Origin of the sequence: Aeromicrobium chenweiae, from assembly GCF_003065605.1 — a bacterium.
In the GTDB taxonomy this organism is placed as follows: domain Bacteria; phylum Actinomycetota; class Actinomycetes; order Propionibacteriales; family Nocardioidaceae; genus Aeromicrobium; species Aeromicrobium chenweiae.
Map to the genome: position 1 here is coordinate 3,170,438 of NZ_CP026952.1, position 21,196 is coordinate 3,191,633.

A 21,196-nucleotide genomic window follows, 5' to 3' on the forward strand; every position below is an offset into this window, starting at 1 on the left:
TCAGGCCGTCGCCTGGGACGCGACGTCGGACGCCACGGCGGCCGGTCCGGCCGAGCCGAGGCGGCGCTCGAAGCCGTCCGGGATGACGAGGTGGTCGCGGCTGAGCTCGTCGATCGACGACAGACCCATGCCCAGCAGGGCGGAGTCGACGCCGCCGCGCAGGATGTCGATGACGTTGCCGACGCCCTGCTCGCCGTTGGCCGCGAGGCCCCAGAGGTACGCGCGCCCGATCATCACCGCGCGGGCGCCCATCGCGACCGCCTTCACCACGTCGCTGCCGCGGCGGATGCCGCCGTCGAGGAGGACCTCGATCTCGTCACCGACCGCGTCGGCGATCGCCGGCAGCGTGCGGATCGGGGCCGGCGTGCCGTCGAGGTTGTTGCCGCCGTGGTTGGACACCGAGATCGCCGTGACCCCTGCGTCCACCGCGCGCCGGGCGTCGTCCACGCGGCAGACGCCCTTGAGCATGAACGGCTTGCCGCTGAGCTGGTGCCACTGCTCGCGCATCCACTCCACGTCGTCCCACGTCGGGGGCGGCGTGGTCATCCACTCGTAGTAGGCACCGAAGAACGTGGGGCCCTTCTGCTCGCCGGGCGCGGCCAGGTTGGGCGCGGTCAGGTCGGGCAGGTTGGTCGCGAACGACTTCAGCCAGCGCGGCTTGCGGACGACCTGCGGGGCGAACTTGAGGGCGGTCTTGAAGTCGACCTTCTCGGGGATCTCGGGGCTGCCCCAGTCGCGGCCCATCGAGAACGACCAGTCGAGGGTCGCGATGAGTCCGACCGCTCCGGCGGCGTGCGCACGCTGCATGCGCTGGATCATGACGTCGCGGTCACCGGTCCAGTACATCTGGAAGAAGGTGCTGGGCGCGACCGCCGTGACCTCCTCGATCGACTTGCTCGCGAAGTTGGACAGGCTCATGACCGTCCCGCGGGACGCCGCGGCCTTGGCGACGGCGACCTCTCCCTCGGGGTGGACGGCCTGGACGCCCGTGGGCGAGATGATGACGGGCAGGGAGACGTCCTGACCCATCACGGTCGTGCTCATCGAGCGCTCGGGACGGTGCCCCGCGACGTGCGGGGCGAAGCCGAGCTCCATGAACGCGGCCTCGTTGTCGGCGGTGGACTGGCCGCGCTCGGAGCCGGCGACGAGGGCGCCGTACACCGAGGACGGCAGACGCTTCTTGGCGCGACGCTGGGCGACGGCGACGGACTCGAACCAGGGGTTCTGGGCCCAGGGATTCTTCGACATGGTGCAGGTTCTCGTTTCGTCAGAGGGTGAAGCCGGCGAGGGGGTTCTCGGCGCAGGCCGAGACCGGCGGCGCCTGGAGATCGTCCCGGCGGGACAGCGTGAGCATGACGGGCTGGTTGCGCGTCGGGTTCTTCTTGGAGTGGTCCTGGCCCTGGAGCGGGATGATCCGCTCCCCCGACGCCAGCGCCGTCTCGCCGTAGCCCTGGACGCACTCGGGGTCGGGTCCGTCGAGCGGCAGGCCGGTGAAGAACTTCGCGGCCATGCAGCCGCCGCGGCAGGCGTCGAAGAACGCGCACTTGGTGCACGCGCCCGAGGTCTGCGGCGCGCGCAGGTCGTTGAACAGCTCGGACATCTGCCACACGTTCTCGAAGCCACCGTCGGCCAGGATGTTGCCGGCCAGGAAGTTCTCGTGGATCGCGAACGGGCACGCGTACACGTCGCCGATCGGGTCGATCAGGCACACCACCCGGCCGGCACCGCACAGGTTGAGGCCGGGCAGGGCGCCGCCGCCGTCAGCCTCGCCGAACGCCGACAGGTGGAAGAACGAGTCGCCGGTCAGCACCTTCTCGCCGTTGGCCATCAGCCAGTCGTAGAGCTCGCGCTGCTGCTCGGGCAGCGGGTGCAGCTCGTCCCAGACGTCGGCGCCGCGGCCCGAGGGACGCAGCCGCGTCAGGCGCAGCGTCGCGCCGTACTGGTCGGCGATGGCCTTGAACTCGTCGAGCTGGCCGATGTTCTGTCGCGTGCAGACGACCGAGATCTTGGCGTCCTTGAAGCCGGCGTCCTGCAGGTTCTTCAGCGCGGTGATCGCGGTGTCGTACGAGCCGGGGCCGCGGACGTAGTCGTTCACCTCGGCGGTCGCGCCGTCGAGCGAGATCTGCACGTCGACGTAGTCGGTGCTCGCGAGGAAGCGGGCGCGCTCGGGGTTGAGCCGGACGCCGTTGGTCGAGAACTTCACGCCGACGTCGTGCGAGACGGCGTAGTCGAGCAGCTCCCAGAAGTCAGGACGGATCGTGGGCTCGCCACCACCGATGTTGACGTAGAACACCTGCATGCGCTGCAGCTCGTCGATGACGGCCTTGCACTGCTCGGTGGTCAGCTCGCGCGGGTCGCGGCGGCCCGAGGACGACAGGCAGTGCGCGCACTCCAGGTTGCAGGCGTAGGTGAGCTCCCAGGTCAGGCAGATCGGCGCGTCGAGACCCAGCTCGAACTGCTCGATCAACGTGCCGCCCTCGGGGCGGGCGACGACAGGACGGGTTTCCAGGATGGTCATGCGACGGCCTCTGTGCTCGTGGTGCGGGGGCGGATCATGTCGGTGGCGGCGAGGCCCCGCAGGGCGTCGACGTACCCGGGCCACTGCGACTCGGGCACGCCGACGACCTGCAGGGTCGACCGGACGTCGGGCTGGCCGGCGAGGCCGCGAACGACCTCGACGAGCTGCATGCGCTTGAGGAAGGTCAGCTTGCGGTTGCCGAAGTGGTACGCCATCGCGCCGAAGGGCTCAGGCCGCAGCGCGACGGCCGGTGACAGGTTCCACGCCTCGTCCAACATCTCGGTCATCTGTCGCTCGACTCAGTAGACGCCGCACATGCCGTCGATCGAGACTTCCTCGATGAGCGACTCGGCGGTGACGGGCGTGGCCTCGGTGTCGACGACGTCGACGGTCGGGGTCTGGTCCATGGTTCCTCCTGTGGTCGGGGTCACAGCCTCCTGTGACGTGAGACCACAGTAATGGCACTCAACGCCAAAAAGAAAGGGTGTTGACAAAACTGCTACGTTCCTCGCGTCATGACAGCCAGTTCTGCGCGCGCCCAGGGTCGCCCCTCGGCCACCGACCACGCGGCGATCGAGCGCGCGGCGTTCGCACTGTTCGCCGAGCAGGGCTTCGACGAGACGACGATGGAGGACATCGCCCGCGCCGTGGGGGTCGGACGCCGGACCCTCTTTCGCTACTTCCCCTCCAAGAACGACATCCCGTGGGGGCAGTTCGACGAGAGCCTCGAGTACTTCCGCCGCCAGCTCGCCGCGGTCCCTGCGGACGTCCCGCTCGCCGACGCCGTCCACGACGGCGTGGTCGCGTTCAACAGGTTCGACGACGCCGCGCTCGACCAGCACCGCTTCCGCATGCGCCTCATCCTCACGACGCCGGCCCTCCAGGCCCACTCGGCCATCAAGTACGAGGCCTGGCGCCGCGTGATCGCCGAGTTCGTGGCGCAGCGGCTCTCGTTGGAGCCGGACGGCCAGCTCCCGCGCCTCGTCGGCCACGTCAGCCTCGCGCTGTCCGTCGCGGCGTACGAGCAGTGGCTCGACGAGCCGGCCAGCTCGCTGACCGACCTGCTCGACCAGGGGCTGAGCCTGCTGCGGACGTACGCCGGGAGCGAACGACTCAGGCCCTGACCGGCACGTCTGTGCTGGTCAGGGCCTGAGTTTCGTGCTGTGGCAGGTAGAGGGTTCGAACCTCTGTAGGCTGAGCCGTCTGATTTACAGTCAGATCCCTTTGGCCACTCGGGCAACCTGCCGGGGTGTTGCCGGGGCAACGACAAGCAACACTATCGCAGGCGTTTAGTCTGAGAGAAATCAGACCCGCCGCAACGCCTCAGGAGCACCCCATGGCCGACTCGTCCTTCGACATCGTGAGCAAGATCGACCGGCAGGAAGCGGACAACGCGCTCAACCAGGCGGTCAAGGAGATCGCGACCCGGTACGACTTCAAGGGCACGGGCGCCGAGATCAAGTGGAGCGGCGAGTGGGGCATCGAGATCACCGCGAACGCCGACGAGCGAGCGCTCGCCGTGCTCGACGTGTTCAAGGACAAGCTCATCAAGCGCGGCATCTCGCTCAAGGCGCTGGAGGAGGGTGAGCCCCGCCAGTCGGGCAAGGACGTCAAGATCAACTGCGACCTCGGCGAGGGCATCAGCCAGGAGCAGGCCAAGAAGGTCTCCAAGCTCATCCGCGACGAGGGACCCAAGGGCGTGAAGGTCCAGATCCAGGGCGACGAGCTGCGGGTCACCAGCAAGAAGCGCGACGACCTCCAGGAGGTCCAGCAGCTCCTCAAGGGCGCCGACCTCGACTTCGCCGTGCAGTTCACGAACTACCGCTGAGCCCACGCTCAGGGCAGGTGGCGCAGCAGGAGGTCGGGCCAGGCGCTGAGGACCAGCAGCGCCGCGGTGCCCAGCAGCACCGTCGACTTGGCGAAGCGCACCGACACCGGCGGGGACGGGCTGACGTACGGCTCGCCGTCGGGTCGGTCGCAGAGCCGCACGACCAGGCGCAGGTAGTACGCGAGACCCAGCATCACGTTGATGCCCATGACGACCGCGAGCCAGACGTGCTCTGACTCGACGACCGGCCGGATCACGACGTACTTGGTCACGACGCCGATGACCGCGGGCGGGAAGCCGGCCAGCACCAGCGTCGCGACGACCAGCGGGATGCCCATCCACGGGTCGGTGCGCGCCAGGCCCTTGAGCTCGTCGAGCCGGGTGCTCCCCCGCAGCCGCAGCACGACCGACAACGCGGCGAACGCGACGAGGTTGGCCAGGGCGTAGACCGCGAGGTACTGCACCGGCGCGCTGAGCCCCTCGAGGGTGAGGACCGCGACCGACGGGGCGACCAGGAACCCGGCCTGGGCGATCGACGACCAGGCCAGGAGGCCGACCGCGTCGCTCTGGCGCAGGGCGCCCAGGTTGCCGATCGTCATCGTCGCGGCGGCCACGACGGCCAGCACCGGCTGCCACGTCTCGTACGCGACCGGGAGCGCCACGTTGACCAGGATCAGCAGCGAGCCGACCGCGGCGGCCTTCGAGACCGTCGAGAGGAAGCCCGCGACCATGACGGACGCCCCGCCGTACGCGTCGGGGACCCACGCGTGGAACGGCACCGCGCCGAGCTTGAACAGCAGCCCGACGAGCGTCAGGACGACCGCCACCGCGACGACGCCCTCCGGCACGTCGGGCTGCGCCAGCGCGCCGCGGATCGCGTCGTAGTCGAGGGACCCGGTCACGCCGTACAGCAACGAGATGCCCATGAGCGTGATGGCCGTCGAGACGACCGAGGCAAGGAAGAACGTCCACGCCGACCGGATCGCGACCCGGTCCCCCTGGCGCAGGCCCACCAGGGCGATCGAGGGCAGGGACAGCAGCTCCAGCGAGACGACGAGGGTCACGAGGTCGCGCGCGGTCACCATCAGCACCGCTCCCGCGGCAGCGCTCATCAGGAGGAAGTGGAACTCCCCCGGTGGCATCGCGGTCTCGAAGTTCATGATGTTCGAGGCCACGAGCACGAACAGCGTGCCCACCAGGATGATCGCCGTCAGCGCGAACGTGTACCTGCCCGTGTCGTCGCGGTACGTGTGCGCGAGCACCCCGGCACCGATGAGCGCGACCCCTGCCGGCAGCTCCGGGCCGTTCCAGGTGCGCCGCGGGTAGAACGCGTCGACGAGCAGCGCCACGAGGGCACCGGCCATGACGACCACGGCGGGGGCGACGAGATTCCAGTCGACAGGGATGTTCATCGGGCGAAGGACCTCGTGAGGGGATCGAACAGGTCAAGGACGGGATCGGGCCACAGGCCCAGCACCAGCGCGGCGACGACGAGCGTGCCGAGCACGACGAGCTCCCGCCGGTCGAGGTCGCGGTCGCCGGCGTGCGGCACGGGCTCGCCCTGTGCCAGCAGCCGGACGGCCCGCACGAAGTAGGCGGTCGTCAGCGCGATGCCCAGCACCGCCAGGCCCAGGGCCGTCCACGCGACCGGCCTGGTCAGCACGTCGCCGATCTCGTACGCCGCGCGCAGCGACAGCACCTCGCCCCAGAACGCGGCGAGACCCGGCAGGCCGAGACCGGCCACGGCGGCGAGGACGAAGGTGACCGCGAGCCACGGCGTGCGCGCGTAGAGCCCACGGCCGATCGCGGCCATCGACGCGGTTCCGAACCGGTCCTTCAGCGACCCGGCCGTGAAGAACAGCAGCGCGCTGATCACGCCGTGAGCGACCGAGCCGATCACCGCAGCCGCGAGACCGACCCGGCTCTGCGTCGAGATCGCGATCACCACGAATCCCATGTGACCGATGCTGGAGTACGCGATCAGGCGCTTGAGGTCGTCCTGCGCGTAGCAGGCCAGCGCGGCCCAGACCACGCCGATCGCACCGGCGACCGCGAGGTAGGGCGCGACGTCGGCGAACCGCGTCAGCAGCGGGCTGAACAGGATCAGTCCGTACGTCCCGAGCTTGAGGAACACGCCGGCGAGCAGCACCGAGCCGACGGTGGGCGCCGCGCTGTGGGCGTCCGGCAGCCAGGTGTGCAGGGGGACGACCGGCGTCTTGACGGCGAAGCCGATGGTCACCAGCACAGCCGCTGCCAGCGAGCCCGACATCGCCTCGTCGACCTGCAGCGAACCGCCGTCGAGGCCGATGACGACGATGCCGACCAGGATGAGCCCCGAGCCGGACACCGTGAAGAGCAGGAACCGCGTCGCCGCCGTCTGCGCCCCGTGGGTCACGTCCCCCCACCAGGCGATGACGAACCACATCGGGACGAGCGCGAGCTCGAAGAAGACGAAGAACACCAGCAGGTCGAGGGAGCTGAACACCCCGAGGGACGACGCGCTGATCACCAGGACGAGACCGACGAGCGCAGGTGCGGAGTCGCGGGCGACCAGCCACAGGCAGCACAGCACGCCGAGCCCGGCGGTCATGAGCAGGAACGGCCACGAGATCGCGGTGACGCCGAGGTGCAGGCGCGCGCCGATGGGCTCGATCCACGGCTCGTCGACCTCGCCCGACACCACGTCGCGCCCCTCCCACACGAGGGCGTACAGGACCAATGACACGGTCATCGCGGCCGCGCCGAGCCACGCCGCGACGGGGCCGGAGACCCGTGCGCGGCCGATCAGCAGCGCGAGGCCGACGACGGCGGGGACGAGGAGGGCGGCGACGATCATGCCCGGCTCACCCCGATCACCACGAGGAGGAGCACTCCGGCGGTCATGAGCGTCGCGTAGCGCTGCACGTTGCGCGACTGGGCGAGCTCGAGCAGACGGGACGTGCCGGCCGCCAGTCGCGTCCCGGCCCGGGGGTACGCGTCGAGCGCCTCGTCGTCCAGGTCGACGACGGTCCGGGAGACGCCCCGGACCGCGGCGGGGATCCAGCGCGAGAAGGGCCGGTCCAGCCCGAGCTCCGCGGTGAGCGGCCGGACGTCGAGGTCGAGGGACGATCCGCGGCGCCACAGCAGCACCACGAGGCCGATGCCTGCGGCGGCGATCGCCGTGCTGAGCAGGCCCATGCCGAGGTGGACGGGCTGCCCGATCGAGAGCGCGAACGTCGCGGCGGCGAGCACGACCAGCGGGCCGATCATCGCGCGCGGCGCCTCGCCCTTCGCGTGCCCCTCGGGAGCGCTGCCGAAGAACGCCGTGAGCCACAGCCGGGTCGCGTACGCCGCGGTGAGGAAGGCCGTCACGAGTGCGACGGCCAGCAGCCCGTACGCGGTGCCGTCGGCGAGGCCGCCGTCCCGGCCGGTCGCCCGGTCGATCGCGTGCAGCACCGAGTCCTTGGTGAAGAAGCCGGCCGTCGGGACGACGCCGGCGAGGGCCGCGAAGCCGATCGTCATCGTCCAGAAGGTGACCGGCATCGAGGCCCGCAGGCCGCCCATGGCCGCGAGGGCGCTCGAGCCGACCGCGGCCATCAGGCAGCCGCACCCGAGGAACAGCAGCGCCTTGAACGCGCCGTGCGAGACGAGGTGGCTGATGCCGGCGTCCGGGTCACCTGCCGCGACGGCCGCGAGCATGAGGGCGAGCTGGCTGACGGTCGACCACGCGAGCGCCCGCTTGAGATCGGTCTGCACGAGGGCCATCAGTGCCCCGAGGAGCATCGTGATGCCCGCGACGACCGCCATCGTGGTGAGGACGACCGTCGAGTCCGCGTAGAGGAAGAACAGCCGGCCCGCGAGGTAGACGCCCGCGGCGACCATGGTCGCGGCGTGGATCAGGGCCGTGATCGGCGTGGGGCCGGGCATCGCGTCGGGCAGCCAGCTGTGCAGCGGGAACTGCGCGGACTTGCCGATCACCGCGACCAGGAGCAGCAGGCCGATCGCGGTCGCGTTCTGCGTGCCCGCGGCGGCGGCCACCTGCGCGCCCAGGATGTCGTACGTCCCGTAGGTCTGCCCGATCACCAGGATCGCCAGCACCAGCCCGAGATCCGCGGTGCGGGTCATCAAGAACGCCTTCGCGGCCCCGGCGCGGGCCTCGGCGCTCTGCCATTCGTGCCCGATCAGCAGGTAGGAGCACAGGCCCATCACCTCCCAGCCCACCAGCAGCACCCACAGGTTCGTCGTGCCGACGACCGCGAGCATCGCGACCAGGAACAGGACGATGACCAGCGCGTACGAGCGGTACCGGGGATGATGGCCGAGAAACGCCGTCGAGTAGATCTGCACCAGCAGGCCGATGCCGACGGCCAGCAGGACCAGCTGGGCGCTGGTGGGGAGCAGGAACAGGTCCGGGGACAGCGAGGGCAGCGGGGGCCCGTCCGGACGCGGCTCCGCGACCCACGCGAAGAATCCGCTGTCGCCCACGTGCGGGACCGCCCAGACCGCGGCGGCGATCGCGAGCGCAGCGGTCAGCGCGACGTACGCCCAGTGGCGTCCCACGACCCGGCTCATCGGCCCACCTCGTCGACGTCGACAGTGCGCAGCGCGCGGAAGAGGGCCAGCACGATCGCCAGCCCGAGACCGATCTCCGCCGCCGCGATCGTGATGGTGAACAGCGTCAGCACCTGCCCCGAGTGCAGCGCGTCGGCGAACCAGGCGTCGAAGGCGACGAGGTTGAGGTTGACGGCGTTGAGCATCAGCTCGACCCCGAGCAGCATGAGGACGGCGTTGCGGCGGGCCAGCACCCCGTACAGGCCGATCCCGAAGAGGGCGGACGCCAGCACCAGCGGATACAGCAGCGGCATCAGCGATCAGAGCCTGACCGGGAGATCACGATCGCCCCGATCAGCGCGGCCAGGAGCACCCCGCTGAGGATCTCGAACGGCAGGACCCAGTCGTTGAACAACGCGTCCCCGATCGAGCCCGCCGTGCCGATGCGGCGTCCCTCGATCTCCTCGCCGCGGAACCCCGCGACCATCGTGGCACCGAGGCCGACGGCCGCGACCAGGCCCACGAGGGCGGCGATCCAGCGGTTGCCCGTCACCTCCGCGGAGCGGGAGCCGCTGGGCTGGCGCGTCAGCATCAGGGCGAAGATGACCAGGACGACGACCGAGCCGACGTACACCAGCACCTGCACCCAGGCGACGAACTCGGCGGTCATCAGCACGAAGCAGCCCGCGACGGCGCCCAGCGTCACCACGAGCCACAGGGCGGAGTGCACCAGCTGGCCACTGGTCATGGACAGCAGCGCCGAGCCGACCGCGACGACGGCCAGCACGAGGAAGACGATCTCGGACAGGCTCATGCGTCCTCCTGCGGCAGCGACGCCCGGTACGCGTCGAGCTCCTTGCCCTGCTCCGCGCCGGGATCGAGGGGCTGCGGCGGCGGGACGCTGTCCATCCAGGTGCGCAGGCGATTCATGTCGTGGGTGAGGTCCTTCAAGTCCCCCTCGGCGTACGCGAACTCCGGCGACCAGTGCAGCGCGTCGAACGGGCAGACCTCGACGCAGATCGAGCAGTACATGCAGATCGAGTAGTCGATGTCGAAGCGGTCGAGGACGTTCTGGCTGCGGTCGCGCCCGCCGGGAGTGGTGGCCGGGACGGTCTCGGTGTGCGAGTCGATCGTGATGCACCACGACGGGCACTCGCGGGCGCACAGCATGCACGACGTGCAGTTCTCCTCCTGCAACGCGATCACGCCGCGGCTGCGCGGCGGCAGCTCCGGCTCGACGTCGGGGTAGTGCGCCGTGACGCTGCGGTGCGTCAGGTTGCGCCAGGTGACGGCGAGCCCCTGCAGCAGTCCGCCGCCCCAGAACCGGCCGGTCATGCGACCACCACCACGGTCGTGAGCGTGATCTGCGCGAGGGCCACCGGCACCAGCACCTTCCAGGCGAGGACGTTGACCTGGTCCTCGCGCAGGCGCGGGTACGCCACACGGGCCCAGATCACGAGGAACGAGACGGCGACGACCTTGAGGAGGGTCCAGATCCAGCCGAGCTGGTCCGACCACGGACCGGCCCAGCCGCCCAGGAACAGCACGGTCGTCAGAGCTGCCAGCACGACGATGCCGGCGTACTCGGCGAGCAGGAACATCGCGAACCGCATGCCGCCGTACTCCGTCAACGGACCCATCACGAGCTCCGCGTCGGCCACCGGTGCGTCGAACGGCGGACGTTGCAGCTCGGCGAGCCCCGCGACGAAGAAGACCACGAGACCCGGCAGCTGCAGCAGGAGCCACCACGGCTCCCAGGCGTCCGCGATGCCGATCAGCGACAGCGTCCCGGCCGCCATCGCGACGCTCGCCGCCGCCAGCACCATCGGCAGCTCGTACGACATGAGCTGGGCGGCCACCCGCAGGGCGCCGAGATAGGAGTACTTGTTGCCGCTGCCGAGACCGCCCATCAGGGTGCCCAGCACGCCCACGCTCATCGCGGCGAGGACGAAGAACAGCCCCAGGTCGAGGTCCTGGCCGATCAGGTTGCCCTGGCCGAAGAACGGGCCGAGCGGGATGGCCAGCAGCGCCACGAGGTACGGCACGAGCGCCACCGCCGGGGCCAGCTCGAACACGCGACGGTCGGCGGCGGCCGGCGTGATGCTCTCCTTCTGGGCGAACTTGATGCCGTCCGCCACGAGCTGGGCCCAGCCGTGGAAGCCGCCGGCCGCCATCGGGCCGACGCGGCTCTGCATGTGCGCCATCGCCTTGTGCTCCATCTGCCCCACCAGCAGCGGCAACGTCAGGAACGCTCCCAGCACGAGCAGGCAGCGCAGGACGGCGTCGAGGAGCTCACTCACGTGGCCCCCACTCCCCCGGCTCCGGCACGCCCGGAGGCTTGACCCGCCGGCGGCTCCGCCTGCGCGTGGAGTCCGCGGCGCTCTCCCCGGGCTCCTTGGCGCCCGGCCACGGCTTCGCGACGCGGGACGCGAGGACGAACTCCTTGCGCAGCGGGTGCCCCTCGAAGCCGTCCGGCAGCAGCAGGGGCGCGGTGCTGGCCGGCTCGGCGTCGGCGGTCAGGAAGGTGATGCCGAACATCTCGTGGGTCTCGCGCTCGTGCCACGAGGCGCCGGCGAACACGTCCGCGACCGAGGCGACCGTCGGCTCCTCGCGGTCGAGGTACGTCACGAGGAGCAGGTGGTCCAAGGGGTGCGCGCCCTCGCCGAAGGTCGGGACCCGCGCGAGGTGGACCACGAGCCGGAACCCGTCGGGCAGCTCGTCGACCGCGGAGAGCCAGTCGAAGAAGGTGTAGCCGTCCTGCTTCAGGCCCGCGACGGCGTCGTGCCAGGCGCCGGTCTCCACGACGCGGTGCGGAGGGCCGAAGGCATTGAGCTCGATCGTCACTGATCGACCACCGGCGGAGCCGGGACCCGCGGGCTCAGCAACGACGTGGTCGACCGGGTGTAGCGCTGCGAGAGGTCCTCGCCGGCGATCTTCTCCTGCAGCGTGACGATGCCGTTGAGCAGGGCCTCGGGCCGGGGCGGGCAGCCGGGGACGTACACGTCCACCGGGATGATCTGGTCGACGCCCTTCGTGACGCAGTACGAGTCCCAGTAGGGCCCGCCGGAGTTGGCGCACGAGCCGAAGCTGATGACGTACTTGGGCTCGGGCATCTGGTCGTACAGGCGCTTGATGGCCGGCGCCATCTTGTCCGTGACGGTGCCCGAGACGACCATGAGGTCGGCCTGCCGGGGACCCGGGGCGAACGGGATGACGCCGAGCCGGATGAAGTCGTGGCGCGACATCGAGGTCGCGATGAACTCGATGGCGCAGCAGGCGAGACCGAAGTTGAAGACCCACAGGGAGTACTTGCGGCCCCAGTTGAGCAGGTAGCGCGCGGGCTTCGGGGCGATCTGCGAGCCGATGCCGAGGCCGGGCGCGGCGACGGTGGGCATCGGGAGGTTCACGGGGTCCACGACAGCACCCCCTTGCGCCAGGCGTACGCGAGGCCGACGACCAGGATGCCGACGAAGATCGCCATCTCGGCCGCGGCAGCCCGGCCGATGTCCTCCAGGACGACCGCCCACGGGAAGAGGAAGACCGCGTCCACCGCGAAGATCACGTAGAGGAACGCGTACACGTAGTAGCGGACGGTCGACTGCGACCAGCCCTCGCCGACGGGGTCGACGCCCGACTCGTACGTCATCGTCTTGTCCCGCTGCGCGACCCGCGGACGCAGGAGCCGGTTGACTCCCAGCATCGCGGTCGCGAGCACGATGCCGACGAGGATGATCACACCGACTGCGGCGTAGTCGTCCAGGTAGGCGCGCATGCCACCACTCTAGGCCGTTCGGCCCCCGGGCGGCTGCAGGCTACTCCTCGCCCTGGGCGAGCTCGGAGACGTGGTTCCACTTCTCCCAGGTCTCGATGCGCTTCTCGTAGTCCGCCTTCGCGATGCCCAGCGGCGCGGTGCCGAAGAAGACCCGCAGCGGCGGCTCCTGCGCGTCGACGATCTCGAGGATCGCGGCGGCGGACGCCTTGGGGTCGCCGGGCTTGGCGTTGCGGGTGGCGCGGCCCTGCATGGTCTTCTCGCGGAACGCCTCGTACGCCGGGTTCTGCTCGGAGTGCGAGGCCGAGTCGCCGCTCCAGTCGGTGGAGAAGCCACCGGGCTCCACGAGCGTGACGTGGATGCCGAAGTCCGCGACCTCCTGGGCCAGCGCCTGCGAGAAGCCCTCGAGGCCCCACTTCGATGCGTGGTAGATGCCGACGAGCGGGAACGCCGAGATGCCGCCGATCGACGAGACCTGGATGATGTGCCCGCTCCCCTGCTCCCGCAGGAACGGCAGCGCCGCCTGGGTGACCCAGAGGGCGCCGAACAGGTTCGTCTCGATCTGGGCACGGGCCTCTGCCTCGGTCAGCTCCTCGACGAAGCCGAAGTGGCCGTAGCCGGCGTTGTTGATGACGACGTCGAGGCGGCCGAAGTGCTCGTGCGCCTGCGCGACCGCGGCGAAGTCCGCGTCGTGGTCGGTGACGTCGAGCTGCAGCGGGAGGATCGCGTCCCCGAACCGCTCGACGAGGTCGTCGAGGGTGGAGGTGTCGCGTGCCGTGGCAGCGACCTTGTCGCCGCGCTCGAGTGCGGCGATGGCCCACTCCCGGCCGAAGCCGCGGGAGGCACCAGTGATGAACCAGGTCTTGGGTGAGGTCATGGACCCGACGTTACGACCTGGAGCGCGCTCCAGCACAACTGGAGACGGATGTGAGGCTCACGGCACCCGCAAGAACGTCACGGCGAAGTCGGCGTCCTCGGTCCACGGCACGAGGTCCCACGTCGCGAACCGCTGCTCGTGCACGAGCCCGGCCGCCGCGACGTCGGCGTCGAACGCCTCCAGCGCGTACTCACGGTCGGTCGCGAAGCCGACGACGACCCGGCCGCCGGGACGCACGGCGGCGCGCACCGAGGACAGGACGGACCGCTCGGAGTCCGGTGCGACGAACACCATGACGTTGCCGGCCATGACCGCCAGGTCGAACGGCTCCTCGTCCAGCGCCAGCGTCGCGAGGTCGGCGACGACCCAGCGCGGACCGGGATGGTCCTGGTCGGCGGCGGCGACGAGGACCGGATCGGCGTCGACGCCGACGACCGTGTGTCCACGGGCGTACAGCTCGGCGCCGACCCGTCCGGGACCACACCCGGCATCCAGGATGCGGGATCCGGGGGCCGCAGCCGCGTCGATCAGCCGGGCCTCGCCGGCCAGGTCGGCACCCTCTGCGGCCATGGTCCGGAAGCGCTCGACGTACCACTCGGAGTGGCCGTCCTTGGTGTCGGTGAACCAGCGGGGGCGATCGGTCATGCCTTCATCGTCGCCCACGGCCCCCTGCGGGCGTACCCTCGGCTGGTGAACGACACTCAGCGCGGTGCCGCCTTCGGCGTCGCCGCGTATCTCTGCTGGGGGTTCTTCCCCCTCTACTGGCCACTGCTCGAGCCCGCGGGATCGCTGGAGATCCTCGCGCACCGCTTCGTGTGGTCGATGGTGTTCGTCCTCGTGGCGATCACCGCGATGGGCAAGTGGCGCACCTTCCTGGCGATCGCGCACGACCGGCGGATGATGCTGATCCTGGCCGCGGCCTCCGTGGTCATCGCCGGCAACTGGGGTGGCTTCATCTACGGCGTCACCAACGGGCACGTCATCGAGACGTCGCTCGGCTACTTCATCAACCCCCTCGTGACGGTGATGCTCGGCGTCTTCGTGCTGAAGGAGACGATGCGTCCGGCGCAGTGGGTGGCCGTCGCGATCGGCACCATCGCCGTCGTGGTCCTGACCGTGGACTACGGCCGCCTGCCCTGGGTCGCGCTCCTCGTGGCCTTCTCCTTCGCGGCCTACGGGTTCTTGAAGAAGAAGGCGGACCTCGGCGCGTTCGAGGGCCTCGGCATGGAGACGGCGATCCTGTTCCCCGTCGCGCTGGCCTTCCTCGTCTTCCTGCAGGTGCGGGGAGACCTGGCCTTCGGCCACGAGGGCGCGGGCAACGTCGCCCTCCTCGTCGGCACCGGTGTCGTCACCGCGATCCCGCTCCTGCTCTTCGGCGCGGCGGCCACGCGGCTGTCGCTGACGACGATCGGCCTGCTGCAGTACCTCGGCCCCATCATCCAGTTCATCGCCGGCCTGACGATCTTCGACGAGGACATGACCGGTGCGCGGTGGGTCGGCTTCGTCCTGGTCTGGACGGCGCTCGTGGTGTTCACCGCCGACGCGGTCCTCAGCAGGCGCCGGACGCTGCACCACACCGCGGAGTCCGCCGCGCTGTAGGCCTCAGCCGACGCGGGTCACCACGGTGTCGCAGAGCTCCTGCAGCGCCGAGCGGGCCGACGAGTCGGGCAGCTTGGCGAGCAGGACGCCGGCGGCGTCCGCCTCGGCGCGCACGTACGAGCGGGCCTCCGCCATCGCCGGGTGGTCGCGCAGCAGCGCGAGCGCCTCGGCGTGCTCGGCGTCGTCGGTGAGGGGCCGGCCGAGGAGCGTCCGCAGGCGCTCGCTCCCGGGATCGGTCGAGCGCAGCGCGATGAGCGTGGGCAGGGTGGGGACCCCCTCGCGGAGGTCGGTGCCCGGCGTCTTGCCCGAGTCGCCGGTCTCGCTGGCCACGTCGATGATGTCGTCCGCGAGCTGGAACGCCGCACCGATGCGCTCGCCGAACTCGGTCAGCGTCTCCTGGACGTCGGTCGGCGCGCCGGCCATCTTCGAGCCGAACAGTGCCGCGGTGGCGATGAGGGACCCGGTCTTGTCCGCGACGACCGCGAGGTAGTGGCCCAGTGCGTCCTCGTCGTCAGCGGGGCCGATCGTCTCGCGGATCTGGCCCTGGACCAGTCGCGAGAACGTGCGTGCCTGGATGCGGACGGCGTCCGTCCCCAGGTCGGAGACCAGGTCGGACGCCTGCGCGAACAGGTAGTCCCCGACGAGGATCGCGACCGAGTTGCCCCAGCGGGAGTTCGCGCTCGGGGCACCCCGCCGCACGTCGGCCTCGTCCATCACGTCGTCGTGGTACAGCGTCGCGAGGTGGGTCAGCTCGACGACCACCGCGGAGCGGGCCACGTCCGCCGCGACCGGGTCACCGAACTCGGCAGCCAGCATCACCAGCAGCGGACGGAAGCGCTTGCCACCGGCGTTCAGCAGGTGCGTGGCCGCCTCGGCGACCAGCCGGTCGGGGCTGTCGACCGCGGCCGCAAGCTGTCGTTCGACCTCCTCGACGCCCGCGAGCACACGGGCTTCCAGGGCGGTGTCGGTGAACGAGACACCCAGAGTGGACACGCGAAGCTCCTAGCACAACAGTCCCGCGAAGTGGTCAACGCACGAAGGCGCCCGCATGCTGCGCAAGATCCAGCACCGGTCCCGGAATGATACCGAGTCCCACCGTCGCCACCGTAGCCACGATGATCACGGCGCTCGTCAGCGCGCTCGGAACGGCCACCGTGGGGCCGTCTCCGACCGGGTCGGTGAAGAACATGAGCACGATGACCCGGACGTAGAAGTACGCGGCCAGGGCGCTCACCAGCACACCGATCACGACCAGCCACCAGAACCCGCCGGCGTACGCGGCGCTGAACACCGCCCACTTGCCGATGAAGCCTCCGGTGAGCGGGATGCCGGCGAACGACAGCATGAACAGCGCGAACGAGCCCGCGAGCCACGGCGACGTCCGCCCGAGCCCGGCCCACTTGGACAGGTGCGTCGTCTCGCCGCCGGAGTCACGCACGAGCGTCACGACCGCGAACGCGCCGATCGACGAGACGCCGTACACCGCGAGGTAGAACAGCACGCTCGACACCGACGTGATCCGGTCGGACGAGGCGACGCCCGCGTAGGCACCGACGAAGCCGACCAGCAGGAACCCCGCGTGGGCGATCGACGAGTACGCCAGCATGCGCTTGACGTCGGTCTGCGAGATCGACACGACCGCACCGAGGAACATCGTGATGATCGCGATCGCCACGATCGTCGGACGCCAGTCCCACTGCGAGCCGCCGAAGGCCACGAAGAAGACGCGCAGGAGGGCGAGGAACGCCGCGGCCTTGGTGCCGGCAGCCATGAAGGCGGTGACCGGCGTCGGGGCGCCCTGGTAGACGTCGGGCGTCCAGGTGTGGAACGGAGCCGCGCCGATCTTGAACAGCAGGCCGACCGCGATGAGGGCGGTCGCGGCCAGGAGCATGTTCTCGTCGCCGTCACGCGCGGACACCGCGGTGTCGATCGCGGACAGGTCGAAGCTGCCGGCGTAGCCGTACGCCAGGGCGATGCCGTAGAGGAAGAACACCGACGAGAACGCGCCGAGCAGGAAGTACTTGAGCGCGGCCTCCTGGCTGAGCAGCCGACGACGGCGGGCCAGCCCGCACAAGAGGTACAGCGGCAGCGACAGCACCTCGAGCGCCACGAACATGGTCAGCAGGTCGTTCGACGTCGCGAACAGCATCATGCCCACCAGGGCGAACAGCGCCAGCGGGAAGACCTCGGTGTGCTCGACCTTCAGCTTGACCGCCTCGGCCTCGGCGGCCGAGCCGGGGGCGTCCGCGGCACGACCCGTGAACGCGCTGAGCCCGCCCTCGAGCCGGCGCTCGGCGAACAGCAGCATGCTCAGCAGCCCGAAGACCAGCAGGATGCCCCAGGCGAAGACGCCGGGACCGTCGATCGACAGGGCACCCTCGGCGGCGATCTTGCCGCGGGCGACGAGATCGGCGTCGACGGTGTCGAGGTCGGTGTAGACCCAGACCGTGTCGGCGAGCGCCGCGACGATGCCGACGACCGCCAGCACGACCTGTGTCCGGAAGCGGGACGCGCGGGGCCAGAAGGACTCGACCAGGACGCCCAGGACGGCCGTGCCGGCGATGATGAACAGCGGTCCCAGCAGGGCGTACTCGATGTCGGGCGACGAGATCGGGGGCAGGTCCGTCGCGGTGATGAGGTTCCGCATCAGTGGCCTCCTTCCTCGTCCGTGGATGCTTCGATGGGCGCAGGTGTCCTCGGTGCCGGGTCACCCTTGCCGACGTGGCTCATGACCGTGTCGATGGCAGGTGAGATCGCGTTGAGCATCGGCTGCGGGAAGAAGCCCAGGGCGACGATCAGCACGATCGCCGGCGTCAGGGCCGCGATCTCGCGGGGCTCCAGGTCGGTGACGCCCTCGGCGCCCGGTTGCAGCGGCCCGGTCATCGTGCGCTGGTACATGATCAGGATGTAGAGCGCCGCGAGCACGATGCCGAGCGTCGCGACGGCGGCCGCGGGGATCGAGCGGGTGAACGTGCCGGCCAGGACCAGGAACTCCGACACGAACGGCGCCAGGCCCGGCAGTGACAGGCTCGACAGGCCGGCGACGAGCAGGACGCCGGACAGGATCGGGGCGATCTTCTGCACGCCGCCGAAGTCGCCGATGCGCGCCGATCCGCGGCGGGCGATCATGATGCCGGTGACGAGGAACAGCGCCGCGGTCGAGAGACCGTGGTTGAACATGTAGAGCGTCGCGCCGGCCATCGAGGTCGTGGTGAAGGCGAAGATGCCGAGGATGATGAAGCCGAAGTGCGACACCGACGTGAAGGCGATGAGGCGGCGGATGTCCTCCTGGCCGATTGCGAGCAGCGCGCCGTAGATGATGCTGATGACGGCGAGGACGATGATCACCGGGCTGGCCCAGTCCGCGGCCTCGGGGAACAGCCCGACGCACCAGATGATCATGCCGAACGTGCCGATCTTGTCGACCACGCTGACCATCAGCACCGAGGTGCCCGGCGTGGCCTGACCGGCCGCGTCGGGCAGCCAGGTGTGCAGCGGGAACAGCGGCGCCTTGATCGCGAACGCGGCCATGAAGCCCAGGAACAGCAGCCGTTCGGTCGTCTGGCCGTAGTCCAGGCCCTGCAGGTCAGCCAGCAGGTACGACGCGTCGCCCTGGCGCGAGCTGACGACGTACAGGCCCACGATCGAGGCCAGCATCAGCAGGCCGCCGACGAGGTTGTAGATCAGGAACTTCACCGCGGCGTACGAGCGGTGGGGGCCGCCGAACGAGCCGATGAGGAAGTACAGCGGGATCAGCGTCGCCTCGAACAGGACGTAGAACAAGAACGCGTCCGTGGCGGAGAACGCACCGATCGCGAGGCCCTCGACCGCGAGCATCCAGGCGAGGTACGCGTTGGTGCTGCGGGGGTCGGGCAGGCGGTCGCCGAGGGCCGCCAGCAGGACGATCGGGGTCAGCACCGTGGTCAGCAGGATCAGCGTGATGCCGATGCCGTTGACGCCCACCGCGTAGTGGACGCCGAAGGCACCGATCCACTCGTGGGTGCTGGTCAGCTGGTAGCCGCCGGAGTCGGGGTCGAACCTCGCGAGGGCGACCAGCGCCAGCGCGAGGGTGATCAGCGAGATGCCGAGCGCGATGGTCTTGGCCCGCAGCTGCGAGCCGGACTCACGCGGCAGGAACGCAAGGATCAGCGCTCCCGCGATCGGGGTCGCGGCGAGGATCGTCAGGATCATGCGAGGGTCACCGCCAGGAGGCACAGGACGAGGACGGCGACGCCGCCGAACATCGTGAGGGCATAGGAACGGACGTAGCCGGTCTGCGGCTTGCGCAGGAACTGCGAGGTGTCGCCCAGCCGGTCGGCCAGGCCGGTGACGAAGCCGTCGATGCCCCGACCGTCGAACCAGACCAGGAACCGGGTGAGGTAGCGGGTCGGCCGGACGACGACCGCGTCGTTGACCTCGTTGCCGTAGAGCTCGTGGCGGCCCGCGCGGGTGAGGACCGACACCTCGCGATCGGGTGGGGCCTCGGCCGCGATGGGCCGGCGCCCGTACGTCAGGAAGCCCAGCGCGACGCCGGACGCCGCGACCAGCGTGATGATCGCGGTCAGCGCGATCGCGGGGATCGCGAGCTCGTGGTGCTCACCGTGCCCGACGACCGGCTCCAGCCAGTCGACGATCCAGTCGCCGAGCAGCAGCAGGCCACCGAGCAGCGACAGGGCGCCGAGGGCGATGAGCGGGAAGGTCATGACCCGTGGCGACTCGTGCGGGTGGATGTCGTCCTTCCAGCGCTTGTCGCCGAAGAAGGTCATCATCATGAGTCGCGTCATGTAGAACGCCGTGACGCCGGCGCCGAGCAGCGCGCCCAGGCCGACCCAGAAGTTCTCGCCGAACGCGGTCTCGATGATCTTGTCCTTGGACCAGAAGCCCGAGAACCCCGGGAAGCCGATGATCGCGAGGTAGCCGAGCGCGAACGTCGCGAACGTGATCGGCATGGCCTTGCGCAGGGCGCCGTAGTGCCGCATGTCGACGTCGTCGTCCATGCCGTGCATGACCGAGCCGGCGCCGAGGAACATGTTGGCCTTGAAGAAGCCGTGCGTGATGAGGTGGAAGATCGCGAAGGCGTACCCGGCCGGGCCGAGGCCTGCCGCGAGCATCATGTAGCCGATCTGGCTCATGGTGGAGCCAGCGAGCGCCTTCTTGATGTCGTCCTTGGCGCAGCCGATCCAGGCGCCTGCGAGCAGGGTGACCAGGCCGACGATCATCACCGCGGTGCGTGCCACCTCGGAGGAGTCGAACACTCCCCCGCTGCGGACCACCAGGTAGACGCCGGCGGTGACCATGGTCGCCGCGTGGATCAGGGCCGAGACGGGGGTGGGGCCCTCCATCGCGTCGAGCAGCCAGCTCTGCAGCGGCACCTGCGCGGACTTGCCGCACGCGCCGAGCAGGAGCAGGAGACCGAGGGCGGTCGCGACCCCGTCCCCGGCACCCGGCGCGGCGGCGTTGACCGCGTGGATCGCCGTCGTGCCGAACTGGGCGAACATCAGCATGATCGCCAGCGCCATGCCGATGTCACCCACGCGGTTGACCACGAACGCCTTCTTGGCCGCGGCGGCCGCGGACGGCTTGTGCTGCCAGAAGCCGATGAGCAGGTACGAGGCGAGGCCCACGCCCTCCCAGCCGAGGAACAGCACCAGGTAGTCGCTGGCGAGCACGAGCGTGAGCATCGCCGCGATGAAGAGATTGAGGTACGCGAAGAACCGGCGGCGTCGCAGGTCGTGCTCCATGTAGCCGATCGAGTAGATGTGGATCAGCGTGCCCACGCCGGTGATCAGCAGGACGAACAGGCCCGAGAGCTGGTCGAACGTGAAGCCCATCTCGACGTGGAACGTCCCCGTGTCGATCCAGGTGAACAGGGACGTGGACTGCGAGCGGTCGTCGGCGTCCTTGCCCAGCAGGGACGCGAAGAGCACGACACCGAGCAGGAAGGACGCGGCCGATGCCGCGGTCCCGATGAGGTGGCCGAACCGGTCGGACTCCTTGCCCCAGACCAGGAGCACGGCGCTGCTGGCCAGTGGAATGGCAATGAGCAGCCACTGAAGATCGAACATGCGTGCTCCC

22 protein-coding genes, 1 tRNA gene and 1 pseudogene are annotated in these 21,196 nt (G+C 70.1%); 3 read left to right on the plus strand and 21 right to left on the minus strand.

The features are described 5' to 3' along the window. From mftD to mftA, 4 genes are read right to left on the minus strand one after another with little or no spacing between them, the layout of a single operon-like run. Positions 1-1,248 carry a pre-mycofactocin synthase MftD gene (gene mftD, locus C3E78_RS15425; RefSeq protein ID WP_108579902.1) on the minus strand — a complete coding sequence of 416 codons (1,248 nt, stop codon included), beginning with the start codon at positions 1,246-1,248 and terminating at the stop codon, positions 1-3. A gap of 19 nt (positions 1,249-1,267) precedes the next feature. Beyond that, positions 1,268-2,518 (minus strand): mycofactocin radical SAM maturase, encoded by a 1,251-nt coding sequence (mftC, locus tag C3E78_RS15430; protein WP_108579904.1) that lies wholly within the window; start codon positions 2,516-2,518, stop codon positions 1,268-1,270. Beyond that, on the minus strand, positions 2,515-2,805 hold the full coding sequence (gene mftB, locus C3E78_RS15435; protein ID WP_108579906.1) for a mycofactocin biosynthesis chaperone MftB: 291 nt from the start codon (positions 2,803-2,805) through the stop codon (positions 2,515-2,517). Before mftB ends, mftC begins: the two co-directional genes overlap by 4 nt. A 12-nt stretch (positions 2,806-2,817) precedes the next feature. Continuing rightward, positions 2,818-2,925, minus strand: coding sequence for a mycofactocin precursor MftA (mftA, locus tag C3E78_RS15440; RefSeq protein ID WP_108579908.1), 108 nt, complete (start codon positions 2,923-2,925; stop codon positions 2,818-2,820). Between the two features lie 108 nt (positions 2,926-3,033). Here mftA and mftR point away from each other — a divergent pair, with 108 nt between their 5' ends. Further along, on the plus strand, positions 3,034-3,642 hold the full coding sequence (gene mftR / locus C3E78_RS15445; protein WP_108579909.1) for a mycofactocin system transcriptional regulator: 609 nt from the start codon (positions 3,034-3,036) through the stop codon (positions 3,640-3,642). Positions 3,643-3,682: 40 nt separating this feature from the next. Here mftR and C3E78_RS15450 read toward each other — a convergent pair. Beyond that, positions 3,683-3,764: transfer RNA gene (locus tag C3E78_RS15450), tRNA-Tyr, on the minus strand. 90 nt (positions 3,765-3,854) lie between these two features. Between C3E78_RS15450 and C3E78_RS15455 the strand changes: the two genes are divergently transcribed. Further along, positions 3,855-4,346 carry a YajQ family cyclic di-GMP-binding protein gene (locus C3E78_RS15455; RefSeq protein WP_108579911.1) on the plus strand — a complete coding sequence of 164 codons (492 nt, stop codon included), beginning with the start codon at positions 3,855-3,857 and terminating at the stop codon, positions 4,344-4,346. Positions 4,347-4,354: 8 nt separating this feature from the next. On the opposite strand, the gene C3E78_RS15460 is transcribed toward C3E78_RS15455, so the two are convergent. From C3E78_RS15460 to C3E78_RS15515, 12 genes and pseudogenes are all read right to left on the minus strand, one after another. Further along, entirely contained in the window at positions 4,355-5,758 is a 1,404-nt protein-coding gene (locus C3E78_RS15460) for an NADH-quinone oxidoreductase subunit N (protein ID WP_108579913.1), read from the minus strand. Continuing rightward, the gene (locus C3E78_RS15465; protein WP_108579915.1) at positions 5,755-7,182 is read right to left on the minus strand and encodes a complex I subunit 4 family protein; all 1,428 of its coding nucleotides are present in this window, start codon (positions 7,180-7,182) and stop codon (positions 5,755-5,757) included. The genes C3E78_RS15460 and C3E78_RS15465 overlap by 4 nt, the downstream gene beginning before the upstream one ends. Then, positions 7,179-8,897 carry an NADH-quinone oxidoreductase subunit 5 family protein gene (locus C3E78_RS15470; RefSeq protein WP_108579917.1) on the minus strand — a complete coding sequence of 573 codons (1,719 nt, stop codon included), beginning with the start codon at positions 8,895-8,897 and terminating at the stop codon, positions 7,179-7,181. Before C3E78_RS15470 ends, C3E78_RS15465 begins: the two co-directional genes overlap by 4 nt. Continuing rightward, a complete protein-coding gene (gene nuoK / locus C3E78_RS15475; RefSeq protein WP_108579919.1) occupies positions 8,894-9,190 on the minus strand; it encodes an NADH-quinone oxidoreductase subunit NuoK in 297 nt (98 codons plus the stop codon). The genes C3E78_RS15470 and nuoK overlap by 4 nt, the downstream gene beginning before the upstream one ends. Continuing rightward, complete coding sequence (locus C3E78_RS15480; RefSeq protein WP_108579921.1) at positions 9,190-9,690, minus strand: NADH-quinone oxidoreductase subunit J family protein; 501 nt, start codon at positions 9,688-9,690, stop codon at positions 9,190-9,192. Before C3E78_RS15480 ends, nuoK begins: the two co-directional genes overlap by 1 nt. A 164-nt stretch (positions 9,691-9,854) precedes the next feature. Continuing rightward, positions 9,855-10,082 (minus strand): annotated as a pseudogene (locus tag C3E78_RS18750) (4Fe-4S binding protein); the annotation flags it as partial. Positions 10,083-10,207: 125 nt separating this feature from the next. After that, positions 10,208-11,176 (minus strand): complex I subunit 1/NuoH family protein, encoded by a 969-nt coding sequence (locus C3E78_RS15490; protein ID WP_108579925.1) that lies wholly within the window; start codon positions 11,174-11,176, stop codon positions 10,208-10,210. Next, on the minus strand, positions 11,169-11,720 hold the full coding sequence (locus tag C3E78_RS15495) for an NADH-quinone oxidoreductase subunit C (RefSeq protein ID WP_108579927.1): 552 nt from the start codon (positions 11,718-11,720) through the stop codon (positions 11,169-11,171). Before C3E78_RS15495 ends, C3E78_RS15490 begins: the two co-directional genes overlap by 8 nt. Further along, positions 11,717-12,292, minus strand: a complete 576-nt coding sequence (locus tag C3E78_RS15500) for an NADH-quinone oxidoreductase subunit B (protein ID WP_328591571.1) — start codon at positions 12,290-12,292, stop codon at positions 11,717-11,719. Before C3E78_RS15500 ends, C3E78_RS15495 begins: the two co-directional genes overlap by 4 nt. Beyond that, complete coding sequence (locus tag C3E78_RS15505) at positions 12,280-12,648, minus strand: NADH-quinone oxidoreductase subunit A (RefSeq protein WP_108579929.1); 369 nt, start codon at positions 12,646-12,648, stop codon at positions 12,280-12,282. The genes C3E78_RS15500 and C3E78_RS15505 overlap by 13 nt, the downstream gene beginning before the upstream one ends. Before the next feature lie 40 nt (positions 12,649-12,688). Next, the gene (locus C3E78_RS15510; protein WP_108579931.1) at positions 12,689-13,522 is read right to left on the minus strand and encodes an SDR family oxidoreductase; all 834 of its coding nucleotides are present in this window, start codon (positions 13,520-13,522) and stop codon (positions 12,689-12,691) included. A gap of 57 nt (positions 13,523-13,579) precedes the next feature. Beyond that, positions 13,580-14,167 (minus strand): class I SAM-dependent methyltransferase, encoded by a 588-nt coding sequence (locus C3E78_RS15515; RefSeq protein ID WP_108579933.1) that lies wholly within the window; start codon positions 14,165-14,167, stop codon positions 13,580-13,582. A 45-nt stretch (positions 14,168-14,212) separates the two neighbouring features. Between C3E78_RS15515 and rarD the strand changes: the two genes are divergently transcribed. Further along, complete coding sequence (rarD, locus tag C3E78_RS15520) at positions 14,213-15,121, plus strand: EamA family transporter RarD (protein ID WP_199906841.1); 909 nt, start codon at positions 14,213-14,215, stop codon at positions 15,119-15,121. Between the two features lie 3 nt (positions 15,122-15,124). On the opposite strand, the gene C3E78_RS15525 is transcribed toward rarD, so the two are convergent. Genes C3E78_RS15525 through nuoL form a run of 4 tightly spaced genes read right to left on the minus strand, consistent with a single transcriptional unit; the run spans position 15,125 to position 21,186 of the window. Then, positions 15,125-16,114: a polyprenyl synthetase family protein gene (locus tag C3E78_RS15525; RefSeq protein WP_108579935.1), complete on the minus strand. Its 990-nt coding sequence runs from the start codon at positions 16,112-16,114 to the stop codon at positions 15,125-15,127. Positions 16,115-16,148: 34 nt separating this feature from the next. After that, positions 16,149-17,768, minus strand: a complete 1,620-nt coding sequence (nuoN, locus tag C3E78_RS15530) for an NADH-quinone oxidoreductase subunit NuoN (RefSeq protein WP_108579937.1) — start codon at positions 17,766-17,768, stop codon at positions 16,149-16,151. Next, complete coding sequence (locus tag C3E78_RS15535) at positions 17,768-19,312, minus strand: NADH-quinone oxidoreductase subunit M (RefSeq protein ID WP_108579939.1); 1,545 nt, start codon at positions 19,310-19,312, stop codon at positions 17,768-17,770. Before C3E78_RS15535 ends, nuoN begins: the two co-directional genes overlap by 1 nt. Beyond that, a complete protein-coding gene (gene nuoL / locus C3E78_RS15540; RefSeq protein ID WP_108579941.1) occupies positions 19,309-21,186 on the minus strand; it encodes an NADH-quinone oxidoreductase subunit L in 1,878 nt (625 codons plus the stop codon). Before nuoL ends, C3E78_RS15535 begins: the two co-directional genes overlap by 4 nt. Between the last annotated feature and the right edge of the window lie 10 nt (positions 21,187-21,196).

Bases quoted from the DNA above. Each gene is read 5' to 3' on its own strand.
- mftD (WP_108579902.1), bottom strand. From the start codon at position 1,248: ATGTCGAAGAATCCCTGGGCCCAGAACCCCTGGTTCGAGTCCGTCGCC.
- mftC (WP_108579904.1), bottom strand. From the start codon at position 2,518: ATGACCATCCTGGAAACCCGTCCTGTCGTCGCCCGCCCCGAGGGCGGC.
- mftB (WP_108579906.1), bottom strand. From the start codon at position 2,805: ATGACCGAGATGTTGGACGAGGCGTGGAACCTGTCACCGGCCGTCGCG.
- mftA (WP_108579908.1), bottom strand. From the start codon at position 2,925: ATGGACCAGACCCCGACCGTCGACGTCGTCGACACCGAGGCCACGCCC.
- mftR (WP_108579909.1), top strand. From the start codon at position 3,034: ATGACAGCCAGTTCTGCGCGCGCCCAGGGTCGCCCCTCGGCCACCGAC.
- C3E78_RS15455 (WP_108579911.1), top strand. From the start codon at position 3,855: ATGGCCGACTCGTCCTTCGACATCGTGAGCAAGATCGACCGGCAGGAA.
- C3E78_RS15460 (WP_108579913.1), bottom strand. From the start codon at position 5,758: ATGAACATCCCTGTCGACTGGAATCTCGTCGCCCCCGCCGTGGTCGTC.
- C3E78_RS15465 (WP_108579915.1), bottom strand. From the start codon at position 7,182: ATGATCGTCGCCGCCCTCCTCGTCCCCGCCGTCGTCGGCCTCGCGCTG.
- C3E78_RS15470 (WP_108579917.1), bottom strand. From the start codon at position 8,897: ATGAGCCGGGTCGTGGGACGCCACTGGGCGTACGTCGCGCTGACCGCT.
- nuoK (WP_108579919.1), bottom strand. From the start codon at position 9,190: ATGCCGCTGCTGTATCCGCTGGTGCTGGCGTCCGCCCTCTTCGGGATC.
- C3E78_RS15480 (WP_108579921.1), bottom strand. From the start codon at position 9,690: ATGAGCCTGTCCGAGATCGTCTTCCTCGTGCTGGCCGTCGTCGCGGTC.
- C3E78_RS15505 (WP_108579929.1), bottom strand. From the start codon at position 12,648: ATGCGCGCCTACCTGGACGACTACGCCGCAGTCGGTGTGATCATCCTC.
- C3E78_RS15510 (WP_108579931.1), bottom strand. From the start codon at position 13,522: ATGACCTCACCCAAGACCTGGTTCATCACTGGTGCCTCCCGCGGCTTC.
- C3E78_RS15515 (WP_108579933.1), bottom strand. From the start codon at position 14,167: ATGACCGATCGCCCCCGCTGGTTCACCGACACCAAGGACGGCCACTCC.
- nuoN (WP_108579937.1), bottom strand. From the start codon at position 17,768: ATGCGGAACCTCATCACCGCGACGGACCTGCCCCCGATCTCGTCGCCC.
- C3E78_RS15535 (WP_108579939.1), bottom strand. From the start codon at position 19,312: ATGATCCTGACGATCCTCGCCGCGACCCCGATCGCGGGAGCGCTGATC.
- nuoL (WP_108579941.1), bottom strand. From the start codon at position 21,186: ATGTTCGATCTTCAGTGGCTGCTCATTGCCATTCCACTGGCCAGCAGC.